This window comes from Pilosibacter sp. YYHA0881 (assembly GCF_051602715.1).
In the GTDB taxonomy this organism is placed as follows: Bacteria; Bacillota; Clostridia; order Lachnospirales; family Lachnospiraceae; genus Alitiscatomonas; species Alitiscatomonas aceti.
The window spans coordinates 2,829,783-2,842,568 of sequence record NZ_CP175657.1; the positions used below are offsets into that span (position 1 = coordinate 2,829,783).

A 12,786-nucleotide genomic window follows, 5' to 3' on the forward strand; every position below is an offset into this window, starting at 1 on the left:
CCTTTTTACATAGCCGGGTTTCTGATTGGAATTGGAGACCTGGCTATTTTTTTGCCCTTTTGCAGGTGCACATGCAGGGGGACATTCACTATTCATCAGCCCGTAAGGGTGCATTGTACAAGGAGGTACACATTTATGGCATTTTTCAACAGCGCAGTAACCGTTCTTCAGACTCTCGTCATCGCACTGGGTGCCGGTCTTGGCATCTGGGGAGCCATCAACCTGCTGGAAGGCTACGGCAACGACAACCCTGGTGCCAATGCTCATGTGCGGTAAAGTAATAAAAAGATTTAGGTAGCCGCCTTAACTATTCCTAAATAAGATAATATGCACAGTATTTTCTCGTAAATAGAAAATAAATTATTGCATTTTACCAATTATTATGTTAAAATGACAATGTAACAAAGAGCTATGTATTTTTAAGGAAAGGGAGGAACTTATGAATTTAAGAAAATCTATTTTAGCACTTTCAGTAGTAGCTGGAATTGTAGCTGCTCCAATGACTGTATTTGCCGCTCATACTCATAGTTAGGGTTCTCCCCAGTACTATGGATATGAAGATGAAATGCCTGGTATATATGATGACTGGGATAAATGTGCGACACGTCATGTATATAATTACAAACAATGTTTAATTTGTGGAGAAGTAAGCATTTATGAAGTTGAGACGATTGAAATGTCTCACAAATGGGTGAATGGTGCATGTGTATATTGCAACAAAGGTTACGCGAAAGAGATAAATTAACATAGTATCATTACCGGCAAGTTTATGATCAAAAAATAGAAAGCATTGAGAATATTTCAAAATTTCTTGAAAGTACTCTCAGTGCTTTCTTTGATAATATGAAAGGAGAAATAAATGCAAAAAAAACAACTTTCTGTATTAGTACTAATTATTTTATGCTTTTTATTAGGATGTAACAGAGAAACACCAAAAGATGAATCTCAACAAAATTATGAAGATGAATCTAATATTTCTAAAACAAATGGAGAAGAACTTGTAAATATAAACAGTGAATTGTTAGGTTCGACTCCTTTTGATATCCAAATCGATAAAACAGCATTGCAGACTAGAAAAGAAACAGAAACAGAAGTTACAATAAAGACAAATTTAACAGACTGGGGTTATACTGTTTCTTCTGAAAAAGGGAAAATATCTGATATAAATAAAAATTCATTCATATATATAGCACCTAAAGATGAGAGGGATGATACTATAAAAATACAATTATCGGACTATGAAAATGGCATATCATATGAATATACAATTCCACTTATTTTTGCGGGAAACAATGAACATTCTTTAGATAAATTCAAGGAAAATCTTTCAAGATTACCTAATAGTTAGTAAAGAGTCGATAGACTAAAGTACCACCATCCTCTTTTATTTCAACTGAATATCCATCCCGCCGCACCGCAGCGGCACATGAAGCAGTAAATCCGAAAAAGATTTGCTGCTTTTTTTGCGTCCATTTTTGGCAAATTTCCAAAAGTTCCGTATTAGACAGTGAAACCAAAAAAGGCTGCCATTTTTTTCAGACAGCGGGCAAAACGCAGCTTCCGAAACGCCTTATTGTCGGGAAAGACCGAGCCGCCGGAAAAGTTCTTGCCGGAAAGTCCGTCCATTCTGCTCTTTTGTGGTTTGTAGGGAGTAAGGGAAAAACGCCAGCCCGCAGCCTTTTATAAAAAAAGCTGGTTATAGATTTTCTGAAAAAGTGGCAGTAGCAAGTGAACGGCAGGCCGGCAGTTTCTTAGAGCAAGATTCTACCGAGGTGCCAAAATTCGCTTATCGCTCATTTTGCCCCTGCGGGAATCTTGTTGGGGAGTGCCTTCCCCAAACCCTGCTTATGCGGCTTGCGCCGCTGAAAAACCCCTCAAAATATTTTTCGGATTTTTCAAAAACAGTTCCGCTTCACACCCTGTTTTTCTCCTATTAGTGAGAGGACACCACGCACAGAAAGGAGGTCAACCACCTATGAAACGATACAACACGCCGCACCGCAGCCGGGTAGTCAAAACACGCATGACCGAGGAAGAATACGCCGAGTTTGCCCAGCGGCTTTCTGCTTACCACATGAGCCAAGCCGAGTTTATCCGGCAAGCCATAACCGGGGCAGCCATACGCCCCATCATAACCGTTTCCCCCATCAATGACGAGCTGCTTGCCGCTGTCGGGAAGCTGACCGCCGAATACGGGAGGATCGGCGGCAACTTAAACCAGATAGCCCGGACGCTGAACGAGTGGCACAGTCCCTATCCGCAGCTTGCCGGGGAGGTACGGGCGGCGGTTTCCGACCTTGCTGCCCTAAAGTTTGAAGTCTTGCAGAAAGTGGGTGACGCTGTTGGCAACATTCAAACATATCAGCTCTAAAAACGCCGACTATGGCGCAGCGGAAGCCTATCTCACATTTGAGCATGACGAGTTTACCATGAAAGCCACCCTTGATGAAAACGGGCGGCTGATACCGAGGGAGGATTACCGCATTTCTTCCCTCAACTGCGGGGGCGAGGATTTCGCTGTTGCCTGTATGCGAGCCAATCTCCGCTATGAGAAAAACCAAAAACGGGAAGATGTGAAAAGCCACCACTATATCATCAGCTTTGACCCACGGGACGGGACAGACAACGGCTTGACCGTAGACCGGGCGCAGGAGCTGGGCGAGCAGTTCTGCAAGGAGCATTTCCCCGGACACCAAGCCCTAATCTGCACCCACCCGGACGGGCATAACCACAGCGGGAATATCCATGTGCATATCGTCATCAACTCCCTGCGGATTTACGAAGTCCCGCTTCTGCCCTACATGGACAGACCAGCCGACACGCTGGAGGGCTGCAAGCACCGCTGCACCAACGCCGCTATGGAATATTTCAAGAGCGAAGTCATGGAAATGTGCCACCGGGAGGGGCTTTACCAAATCGACCTCTTGAACGGCAGCAAGGAACGGATAACCGAACGGGAATACTGGGCGGCAAAGAAAGGGCAGCTTGCCCTTGACAAAGAGAACGCCGCCAGAGAAGCCGCCGGACAGCCGACCAAGCCCACCAAGTTTGAAACGGACAAGGCGAAGCTGCGCCGGACGATACGGCAGGCACTTTCCCAAGCTGGCAGCTTTGACGAGTTTTCTTCCCTTTTGCTGCGGGAGGGTGTGACCGTCAAGGAGAGCCGGGGGCGGCTTTCCTACCTCACGCCGGACAGGACAAAGCCTATCACAGCCCGAAAGCTGGGGGACGATTTTGACAAGGCTGCTGTCCTTGCCCTGCTCACGCAGAACGCCCACAGAGCTGCCGAACAGACCAAAGCCATACCCGAATACCCTGCCGCAGTTAAAAAGCCGTTACAAGGGGAAAAAGCTGCAAAAACCACCCCGGCAGACAACACCTTGCAGCGCATGGTTGACCGGGAAGCCAAGCGAGCCGAGGGCAAGGGCGTGGGCTATGACCGCTGGGCGGCAAAGCACAACCTAAAGCAAATGGCAGCTACCGTTACCGCCTATCAGCAGTACGGCTTTTCCTCCCCGGAGGAACTGGACGAAGCCTGTTCTGCCGCCTATGCCGCCATGCAGGAAAGCCTTGCGTGGTTGAAGCAGGTGGAAAAGACGCTGAACGGGAAAAAGGAGCTGCAACGGCAGGTGCTTGCCTATTCCAAGACCCGCCCTGTCCGGGACGGGCTGAAACAGCAGAAAAACGCCAAAGCAAAAGCAGCCTACCGTCAGAAGCATGAAAGTGACTTTATCATAGCAGACGCAGCCGCCCGCTATTTCAGGGAGAACGGCATTTCCAAGCTGCCGAGCTATAAATCCCTGCAAGCAGAGATTGAAAGCCTTATCAAAGAGAAAAACAGCGGCTACAACGATTACCGGGCAAAACGGGAGGAGTACCGCCGCTTGCAGACTGTCAAGGGCAATATCGACCAGATTTTACGCCGGAGCGAGCCGCAGCGCAGAAAGGAGCAGAGCCATGAACGGTAATATCCCCCGCATGGACTACCGCCAGTACCGGGCAGCCCGCCGCCTTGTGCATGAGTGCTGCAACTATGACAGCGGGAACTGCCTGCTGTTGGAGGACGGCGAGCCTTGCGTGTGTGTACAGAGTATCAGCTATTCGCTGCTCTGCCGCTGGTTTACCGCCGCTGTCCTGCCCCTTGATGAAGCACTGGAAGCCGCCCTCTTGCGCCGGGGAAGCCGGAAACGCTGCGCTGTCTGCGGGGCGTTCTTCTTCCCAAAATCCAACCGGGGGAAATACTGCCCGGACTGCGCCGGACGCATGAAGCGGATAAACGCCGCCAAACGGAAGCGGAAACAAAGGGAGAAATGTCACGCTTTAGGGCATTTCAAACCCGCATAAATCAAGGCTTTTTTGGAGGGTGTCAAAGGGTGCGTGATACATTTATCCTTTTCCCTTAAAAACGCCCCCTAAAAGCGTAACAGAACCCACAGACAGACACCACAAGGAGGTGAACCCTATCGCTGATTATATGACCGCAGGAACGGAGCTGCCCGCTTACCTGCCTTACCCCCGTTTCCTGCTGGAAACAGACCTATCCCACACCGCAAGAGAGTTATATGCGCTGCTGTTAGACCGTTCCACCCTTTCGCAGAAGAACGGCTGGCAGGACAGCGAGGGACGGACATACATTGTCTACCCCATAGCAGAGATAGCGGAAATGCTGGATAAAGGCTGCACCACCATAAAGGGCGCACTGAACGAACTGGACGCTGCCGGGCTGCTGGAACGCAGACGGACGGGCTTTTCTGCCGCCAACCGTCTGTATGTGAAAGTGCCGCCTATCCCAGTGGTACAGTTTTCCGACCAACTGACGGACGGAAAACCGCCCCTCATAAGGGCGGGAAACCGACCAACTGACAGCCGGAAAACTGACCTTATGACGGTCGGAAAACCGTCCCCTAACCAAACTAATATAAACAACCTAATAGAGAGCCAAACAAAAGGAGCGAGTGAGGGGCAGCCCCCCGCCGCTTATGGCAGATATAAAAATGTATTTCTTTCTGACACAGAACTTTTGGAGCTGGAACAGGACTTCCCCGGCAAGTGGGAGTATTACCTTGACCGCCTTTCCTGCCACATCGCTTCCACCGGGAAGCAGTACCAGAGCCATGCAGCCACCATTTACAAGTGGGCGCAGGAGGACGCTGCCAAAGAGAAGCCAAAGAAAGGCATACCGGACTATTCATTCAAGGAGGGAGAAAGCCTATGACCGATACAATCCACAACACCATACTGCCTATGACCGACACCACAGCCGAGCCGGAGGATTACACCGGGGAGGACGGGCTTTTATACTGCGGCAAATGCCGGAAACCCAAAGAAGCCTATTTCCCGGAGGGCAAGACCTTTTTCGGGCGTGACCGCCACCCGTCAGAGTGCGACTGCCAGCGGGCAGCCCGTAAGGAACGGGAAGCCGCCGAGAAGCGGCGCAGCCACCTTGAAACGGTGGAACGGCTGAAACGGCAGGGCTTTACAGACAAGACCATGCAGGACTGGACATTTGCCAACGATAACGGCAGCTGCCCGCAGATGAAGAACGCCGCCGGATATGTGGCACGCTGGGAACAGATAAAGGACGGGAACTACGGGCTGCTCTTGTGGGGCAGGGTAGGCACTGGGAAAAGCTATTTTGCCGGGTGTATTGCAAACGCCCTCATGGAGCAGGAAGTCCCGGTGTGCATGACAAACTTTGCAGCAATATTAAACGACCTTGCCGCCAGCTTTGCGGGCAGGAACGAATATATTTCCCGCCTTTGCAGCTTCCCCCTGCTCATCATTGACGATTTTGGAATGGAGCGTGGCACAGAATACGGTCTGGAACAGGTCTACAATGTGATTGACAGCCGCTACCGGAGCAGGAAGCCGCTGATTGTGACGACCAACCTCACGCTGGAGGAATTGCAGCACCCGGAGGACACCGCCCACGCCCGGATTTATGACCGCCTGCTTGAAATGTGTTCCCCTCTCTGCTTTACCGGGGAGAATTTGAGGAAAGCCGCCGCACAGGGAAAAATGGAACAGCTGAAACGGCTGCTTGCCGGAAAGGAGATTTGCCTATGACCGACACCCAGAGAAACAAACGCCCTGCCCGCCGCCCGGACTGCGTGACCGAAACGAGGATAGGCAACACAATCCTTGTGGTGTCTGGCTTTTTCAAGGAGGGGGCGACCGACACCGCCGCTGACAAGATGATGAAAGTGCTGGAAGCAGAAGCCGCCGCCGGATATTTGACCTGTGATAAGCCTGATTGAAAAACCGTCATTTTTACCGACCGTAAAGAAGCAGATTTGACGCTTTTGCCGCTATACAGACAGCCGCCCCATGTGGTACAATCAAGGTACGGAATAGTGGGGCTGGCTGTCGGAAACGGAGGAATTTATGTTAAGACAGACCACCCAGCAACTCATTACCGCCCTTTACCCAAGACTGTCCCATGAGGACGAGCTGCAAGGCGAGAGCAATTCCATTTCCAACCAAAAGAGGATTTTGGAAACCTATGCCAAACAGAATGGATTTTCTAATCTGCGCTGGTACACCGACGACGGTTATTCCGGTGCGAACTTTCAAAGACCCGGATTTCAAGCCATGCTTGCAGACATTGAAGCAGGGAAAGTCGGGACAGTTATCGTCAAGGATATGTCGAGGTTAGGGCGAAACTACTTACAGGTGGGAATGTACACAGAAATGATTTTCCCACAGAAAGGTGTCCGCTTCATCGCTATCAATGACGGAGTGGACAGCGCACAGGGGGAAAATGATTTTGCCCCGCTGCGGAACATTTTTAACGAATGGCTGGTGAGAGATACGAGCAAGAAAATCAAGGCAGTAAAACGCTCTAAGGGCATGAGCGGAAAGCCCATCACAAGCAAGCCCGTCTATGGCTACCTCATGGACGAGGACGAAAACTTTATCATTGACGAGGAAGCCGCCCCGGTGGTACGGCAGATTTACAGCCTTTGCCTTGCCGGGAACGGTCCGACCAAGATAGCCCGTATGCTGACCGAGCAGCAAATCCCCACGCCGGGGACGCTGGAATACCGCAGGACGGGCAGCACCCGCCGCTACCACCCCGGCTATGAGTGCAAGTGGGCGACCAATACCGTGGTTCATCTGCTGGAAAACCGGGAATATACGGGCTGTCTGGTAAACTTTAAGACCGAGAAGCCGTCCTACAAGCTGAAACACAGCATAGAAAATCCCCCGGAAAAGCAGGCGGTTTTTGAGAACCACCATGAGCCTATCATTGACCGGGAAACGTGGGAACGGGTGCAGGAGTTACGCAAGCAGCGCAAACGCCCCAACCGTTATGACGAAGTGGGCTTGTTCTCCGGCATACTCTTTTGTGCCGACTGCGGCAGCGTCATGTACCAGCAGCGATACCAGACGGACAAGCGCAAGCAGGACTGTTATATCTGCGGAAGCTACAAGAAACGCACCGCCGACTGCACAGCGCACTTTATCCGCACTGACCTCTTGACCGCTGGCGTACTCTCCAATCTGCGGAAAGTTACCAGCTATGCGGCAAAGCATGAAGCCCGGTTTATGAAGCTTTTAATCGAGCAGAATGAGGACGGGGACAGACGCAGGAACGCCGCCAAGAAAAAGGAGCTGGAAGCCGCCGAGAAACGCATAGCCGAGTTATCTGCTATCTTCAAGCGGCTGTATGAGGACAGCGTAACCGGGCGCATATCGGACGAGCGTTTCACAGAGCTGTCGGCAGACTATGAAGCCGAGCAGAAAGAACTGAAAGAACGTGCCGCCAGACTGCGGGAAGAACTTTCCAAAGCGCAGGAAGCCACCGCAAACGCTGAAAAGTTTATGAATGTGGTACGCAGGCACACTACCATTGAAGAACTTACCCCTACTCTGCTGCGGGAGTTTGTGGAGAAAATCGTTGTCCATGAAAGCGTTGCCCTTGACGGGAAACGCCGGGGCAAGTTACGCAGACAGGAAATCGAAATCTATTATTCTTTTGTCGGCAAGGTAGAACTGCCCGACACCTAACCGCCCGACCTATCCGACATACCTCATGTGCCGGATAGGAACGGCAAAATTTTTTACACTTCTATTACTTCTTTATCACACATAAGCAAAGTCTCAGGGCATGAAGCAGTTCATGGCTAATTAAAGGGAACAAAAAGAAAGGAAAAGCACAATCCAGACGGTATCAGCGGCAGGCTACAAGAATAAATTGTGATTACACAAGATTGGTGCTATAATAAGAGAAAAGTTCCTGCCGGGGCAGCCGCCCCGGTGGTATGGATAGAAAGGCAGGAAAACAATATGCACATCAGCTATAAACCGCTCTGGCACACACTGTTAGAGCGTGATATGAGAAAAGAAGATTTAAGGCTTGCCGCCGGTATGACAACGAATATGATTGCCAACATGAGCAAAGAGGGAAAGCACATCAGCATGGACACATTAGCCCGTATCTGCGAAACGCTGAATTGTGAGATTACCGATGTGATTGAGTTAGTACCAGACGAGCCTGCTTCCACAGGAGGTAAGGAACATGAGCGAATTGAAACCAAGAATAACAGAAAACGGAATTGATTATATCCTTGTCGGAGATTACTACATCCCAGATTTGAAGCTGTCGGAAGAACACCGCCCCATCGGAAAGTATGGACGGCTGCACCGGGAATATTTAAGAGAAGTCCAGCCAGCCAGATTGAATACATTAACACTGACCGGAGAATTGTGGACATATCTTGCAGACCTGAACGAACAGGCACAGGAACGGTTAGACACCATCATAGAGCAGATGAAAGCTGCCGAGGGTGTGACCGAAGAATTAAAGCGTACCTGTCAAATGGAATGGGTGCAGCGGTGCAATAACATTCATAATCGGGCAGAAGAAATTGTTTTGCATGAGATGATTTATTCATAATGGTATGGTAGAATGATTATGACAAATCATAATTTTACAGGGGGATAAGAGTATGAAAAGACAGCTTCAGGGTATAGCCATTATTTTGTGCAGTATTTTGTTTTCAGTGACATTTCATAATGTCGGGTGGATTTATTTCATTGGTGATATTGGTATGGAGTGGCAACACCTGTTTATGATTACTGGTATTGTTGGTGCGGTGCTTACATTTCTTCCGAGTAAGAAATGAAGAAATCCGAATTTGTTAGATGGATTTATTTATATTTTGTGGAGTGATGGAATGAAAAAGTTGATTATTATTGGTGTTTTTATTGTATCTGTTTGTTTGAGTTTTTTCGCAGGGAATTATTTTTCTAACAAAGAAAATATGAAATTAAGAGAACAAAGATGTCACACTATGATGGCTTTTTCCATAGACAGATTGGACGATATTAAAACTCAATATGATGTAGATATGGTGGAAACTTTAATCAGCCATGTCTATGCTGCATATGAATATTCCGATAATAGTAAGTTGTCATCTGCTTTGTATGACTTGTGGAATGCTTTGGTTTTTGACGGCAAGAATATTGTTGGAAAAGAGAATGATTTAATCAGTGCTTTAACAGATAAAAATGCTCAGCGAATAAAAGATATTGCCCATAGTATGAGAACCGCAAAATAATAGAATAATCTTCACCCTGTTTGATTTCATCTTGGCACTCTAAATTTCAACTGAATAACCACAGCAAGAACCGCTGCTACATGGAAGCTAACAAACCATGCAACAGCGGTTTTTCTTTACCGTTTTTTCCTCTGGCTGATAGGCGTTCCCATTTTCTTTGATTTTTTGAGAATCCGAATCAGCCAGCGAAATTCTTCGTCTGACAGATTTTTATAGTTGATACCAAGCTGCTTGCAGTAAAGGATAACCAGCTTTTCATCCCGGCTGCCCTTGAAATTTTCGACCGCTTCCAGATTTTCTTTCAATTCATCGGCAACGGTGGTCTGGGGCGCACTCTCGCTGTCTTTTTTGTGGGCTTCCCGAATATCCCGGATAATGAGGTTGAGGTCATCCAGAACCATGTGGCTGAAATATTCATCATCGCTGATATGGGCGGCTTGCAACACTTTTAAATGCGGGTCATCTTCGCCGGGGCGATACCGTTCAATGATTTCATGCCGGACGGTATCGACAAGGGCGTTGAGGTTTTGAATCTGCATGGTGGCAATCCCATCTACATAAATCTCAATGTCCGCAAGAAACTTGATAAAGTCTTTATGGGTGGCAAGTTCGCAGAGCAGACGATTGTTAATCCTCCCGCTTTTCAGAAGTGACACCATCTCATCACTCAAATGCAGTTTCGTCAATGGCGTGTTGATCTGCTCCCGGTTCTCTGTCCGGCACAGCAGATAATCAACGGAAACCCCATAGAAGTCTGCCAGCGTGATAAGGTTGCCATGATTGATTTCCTTATAATCCTCTTTCTCATAACTGCCAAGGGCTGATTTGGAAATACCCGTCAACTCTGATAATTCTTCCAGATTTAAGCCTTTGTCCTTGCGGAGTTCCCAAAGGCGTTCCTGTATGCTTGTTGCTCCTTTCATGGGCGCACGCTCCTTTCCGGCGATTGCATTGCTGCCGCTTAACTGGATTATATCACACTTTCCGCAATCGTGGAAATTTCTGATTTTTACCCCTAATTCCTACTTTGTGGACATACGGCACAGGGCACAAAAATGTTCTATGATACAGGTAGTTCATCGATGGATTATTCCAATCGAATGACCAGCCTGTGTGGGATATGCTTCCCCAGCGATGTAGCGCCATGACTTTTGGCAGGGATGTGGAGGAACCCCGACCGAAACGAGCGTACCAAAGGGAGCGATACGCCGCTGTGAGATTCAGGGGAGGAACGACACCGGGGAGAACTGGCGAACTGACACCGAAATGATACCGAAACACGACAATCTGATAGGGGGACAGTCTACCCTATCGCTGATACTTCGGGAGATTTTAGGCGGCTCTATGACCGTAATTTTGCCAAAAATCGCCCCGAAACCATACACTAAAACGGGAGGAAACGCAATATGCCGAGAATGAGCAAAAAGAGGAAGCATGAGCTTTCTTTTTACCTCAATGACCGGGGGCGTGTCACTTACAACGAATTATGCCGGAAATGCCAGCATGGGTGCAAGCAGAGCTTCCGGGTGGTTGTGGTTGACTGCCCCCGTTATTTATCCAAACGAGCCAAGAAAAAGGAGGAACACACCGAATGAATTTTGAATTTATGACGATAGACACACCGTTGCCGCCCTGTATGCCCTTTCCCAGAGCGTTGACAGGATTTCCAGTCAGCAGCACCGCAAAGGTCATGTACTGCCGAATGCTGGACGCTATGCTTTCTAAAGGGCAGGAGGACGAAAACGGAATCCTGTTTGTCTGCTTCCCTGTCACAGCCATTGCCACAGTCCTGTCCCGTAGCCCCATGACGGTCAAGCGTTCTCTGAATGAACTGGAAACTGCCGGACTTATCATGCGGGTGCGTCAGGGCATTGGAGAACCGAATAGGATTTATGTGCTGATACCGGGAGAGGAGGACGCTGCCCTTGCCTGATACCTCAAAGCTGGAAAAGCTCAACCGGGAGTTGGAGAGAAGTGAAAAGAAACTGCGGAAAGCCATCAATGATGAAAAGGCATTGCAGCACCAGCTAAAGCAGCTTACCCGAAAGGAACGGACGCACCGGCTCTGTACTCGTGGCGGTATGCTGGAAAGTTTTCTGCAAGAGCCGGAGCGCCTGACAGATGATGATGTCATGCTGTTGTTGAAACTCATTTTTCATAGGCAGGATACGCAGGAACTATTGAAAAAACTGCTGGAACGGGAGAAGCTGGAAACCCCTTAGTTTACTAAGGGCGCAATTATACACCACCCGGAGGTTGGTGCATTGCGTTCTCCGAAGGCTCCTCGCCGGAGGGCTATGATTTTCCGCAGTTATGGTCTGCTCCAAATCAAACAGGGGACGCTACGCTTCCCCTGCGCTGGCTGCTGCCAGCTACCCTTTTGTGGACTTGCCATCTGGGGACATCTTGCGCTGCAAGCTGTTCCCAGCCGACAAGTTTCATAAAATACGCTATCTTTTCAATAGGCAATACAGTATAATGAAGTCAGTAGCCAGTAACAGATTTGGGGAAAGAGGACGGTGATTTGTTATAATGAAATTTAACATACAAATGGTAGACAACACTGTGTCGTCGGAATGGTGGAAAACAATTATTCATCATTTCATCAAAGTGGGGGATAATTTTGAGATACGATGTTGGAAAGAGGAAACGGAAGAAATTTTACAAGTAAAACGGTATGGCAAAGCAATAGCGGATGGCAACGAAATATCTATCAAAGGCGCTTTTGTAGATGAGTTATTATTAGAGTTGATGGAAGAAAATCCTGCTGATAAGGAAATTTATAATAAAATGACAAAATATTTTACCATCAATGTAAAAAACGAATTATGCGATATTTGGAGTTGTCACTACGGAACCGAGATGTATTTTGAGATATATTCTGATAAAGACATCTTGTTTTTTGACCAAACAATGAGACAATACCCTGACACTTCTTTTTCTATCGCAGTTTGGCAATAAGAAGCATAGATTTAAAGTCGCAGTGGGTAGGATAATTTATAACGAGGAGATGAAAATACATGGATAATAGGATTTCAAAATGGTGCAATGTTATAAGTTTGGTTTTAATTGTATGCTTCATTATAAAGACGATTTTTGACTATGGGAAATATTCAAGCACATTAACTTCAGCTCCTTTTGATATTTGGATTTTGGTAAATGCTCTATATTTTGTACTTCCGGCACTAATTATCTTTATTTTAGGGATTATTAAAAAAAGAAA

At 47.9% G+C, this 12,786-nt stretch carries 18 protein-coding genes; 17 read left to right on the forward strand and 1 reads right to left on the reverse strand.

The window, feature by feature from the left end:
- Nucleotides 1-135 precede the first annotated feature (135 nt).
- The 13 genes from ACI6NM_RS13365 to ACI6NM_RS13425 all read left to right on the forward strand — a co-directional run bounded on the left by ACI6NM_RS13365 (nt 136) and on the right by ACI6NM_RS13425 (nt 9,563).
- Entirely contained in the window at nt 136-276 is a 141-nt protein-coding gene (locus tag ACI6NM_RS13365; protein WP_033121798.1) for a Maff2 family mobile element protein, read from the forward strand.
- A 583-nt stretch (nt 277-859) separates the two neighbouring features.
- Entirely contained in the window at nt 860-1,348 is a 489-nt protein-coding gene (locus ACI6NM_RS13370) for a hypothetical protein (RefSeq protein ID WP_002569239.1), read from the forward strand.
- 627 nt (nt 1,349-1,975) lie between these two features.
- The gene (locus tag ACI6NM_RS13375) at nt 1,976-2,371 is read left to right on the forward strand and encodes a plasmid mobilization protein (RefSeq protein WP_002594236.1); all 396 of its coding nucleotides are present in this window, start codon (nt 1,976-1,978) and stop codon (nt 2,369-2,371) included.
- Nucleotides 2,343-3,968: a relaxase/mobilization nuclease domain-containing protein gene (locus ACI6NM_RS13380; protein WP_002594235.1), complete on the forward strand. Its 1,626-nt coding sequence runs from the start codon at nt 2,343-2,345 to the stop codon at nt 3,966-3,968. The genes ACI6NM_RS13375 and ACI6NM_RS13380 overlap by 29 nt, the downstream gene beginning before the upstream one ends.
- Nucleotides 3,958-4,344 (forward strand): cysteine-rich VLP domain-containing protein, encoded by a 387-nt coding sequence (locus ACI6NM_RS13385; protein ID WP_002594234.1) that lies wholly within the window; start codon nt 3,958-3,960, stop codon nt 4,342-4,344. The genes ACI6NM_RS13380 and ACI6NM_RS13385 overlap by 11 nt, the downstream gene beginning before the upstream one ends.
- 130 nt (nt 4,345-4,474) lie before the next feature.
- Entirely contained in the window at nt 4,475-5,215 is a 741-nt protein-coding gene (locus ACI6NM_RS13390; RefSeq protein WP_002594233.1) for a replication initiator protein A, read from the forward strand.
- Nucleotides 5,212-6,066 (forward strand): ATP-binding protein, encoded by an 855-nt coding sequence (locus tag ACI6NM_RS13395; protein ID WP_002594232.1) that lies wholly within the window; start codon nt 5,212-5,214, stop codon nt 6,064-6,066. The genes ACI6NM_RS13390 and ACI6NM_RS13395 overlap by 4 nt, the downstream gene beginning before the upstream one ends.
- The gene (locus ACI6NM_RS13400; protein WP_002594231.1) at nt 6,063-6,257 is read left to right on the forward strand and encodes a transposon-encoded TnpW family protein; all 195 of its coding nucleotides are present in this window, start codon (nt 6,063-6,065) and stop codon (nt 6,255-6,257) included. The genes ACI6NM_RS13395 and ACI6NM_RS13400 overlap by 4 nt, the downstream gene beginning before the upstream one ends.
- Nucleotides 6,258-6,384: 127 nt before the next feature.
- On the forward strand, nt 6,385-8,010 hold the full coding sequence (locus ACI6NM_RS13405) for a recombinase family protein (protein ID WP_002594230.1): 1,626 nt from the start codon (nt 6,385-6,387) through the stop codon (nt 8,008-8,010).
- 279 nt (nt 8,011-8,289) lie between these two features.
- Complete coding sequence (locus ACI6NM_RS13410) at nt 8,290-8,562, forward strand: helix-turn-helix domain-containing protein (RefSeq protein ID WP_002592127.1); 273 nt, start codon at nt 8,290-8,292, stop codon at nt 8,560-8,562.
- Nucleotides 8,522-8,899, forward strand: coding sequence for a TnpV protein (locus tag ACI6NM_RS13415; protein ID WP_438500893.1), 378 nt, complete (start codon nt 8,522-8,524; stop codon nt 8,897-8,899). The genes ACI6NM_RS13410 and ACI6NM_RS13415 overlap by 41 nt, the downstream gene beginning before the upstream one ends.
- A 52-nt stretch (nt 8,900-8,951) precedes the next feature.
- A complete protein-coding gene (locus ACI6NM_RS13420) occupies nt 8,952-9,128 on the forward strand; it encodes a hypothetical protein (protein WP_438500894.1) in 177 nt (58 codons plus the stop codon).
- Nucleotides 9,129-9,179: 51 nt separating this feature from the next.
- A complete protein-coding gene (locus ACI6NM_RS13425) occupies nt 9,180-9,563 on the forward strand; it encodes a hypothetical protein (protein ID WP_438500895.1) in 384 nt (127 codons plus the stop codon).
- A 116-nt stretch (nt 9,564-9,679) separates the two neighbouring features.
- On the opposite strand, the gene ACI6NM_RS13430 is transcribed toward ACI6NM_RS13425, so the two are convergent.
- Nucleotides 9,680-10,486 carry a helix-turn-helix domain-containing protein gene (locus ACI6NM_RS13430; RefSeq protein ID WP_438500896.1) on the reverse strand — a complete coding sequence of 269 codons (807 nt, stop codon included), beginning with the start codon at nt 10,484-10,486 and terminating at the stop codon, nt 9,680-9,682.
- 483 nt (nt 10,487-10,969) lie between these two features.
- On the opposite strand from ACI6NM_RS13430, the gene ACI6NM_RS13435 reads away from it, so the two are divergent.
- From ACI6NM_RS13435 to ACI6NM_RS13450, 4 genes are all read left to right on the forward strand, one after another.
- On the forward strand, nt 10,970-11,158 hold the full coding sequence (locus ACI6NM_RS13435) for a hypothetical protein (RefSeq protein WP_438500897.1): 189 nt from the start codon (nt 10,970-10,972) through the stop codon (nt 11,156-11,158).
- Entirely contained in the window at nt 11,155-11,496 is a 342-nt protein-coding gene (locus tag ACI6NM_RS13440) for a DeoR family transcriptional regulator (RefSeq protein WP_438500898.1), read from the forward strand. The genes ACI6NM_RS13435 and ACI6NM_RS13440 overlap by 4 nt, the downstream gene beginning before the upstream one ends.
- Nucleotides 11,489-11,785 carry a DUF3847 domain-containing protein gene (locus ACI6NM_RS13445; RefSeq protein WP_438500899.1) on the forward strand — a complete coding sequence of 99 codons (297 nt, stop codon included), beginning with the start codon at nt 11,489-11,491 and terminating at the stop codon, nt 11,783-11,785. The genes ACI6NM_RS13440 and ACI6NM_RS13445 overlap by 8 nt, the downstream gene beginning before the upstream one ends.
- A gap of 310 nt (nt 11,786-12,095) precedes the next feature.
- A complete protein-coding gene (locus tag ACI6NM_RS13450) occupies nt 12,096-12,524 on the forward strand; it encodes a hypothetical protein (RefSeq protein ID WP_118616386.1) in 429 nt (142 codons plus the stop codon).
- Nucleotides 12,525-12,786: the final 262 nt, after the last annotated feature.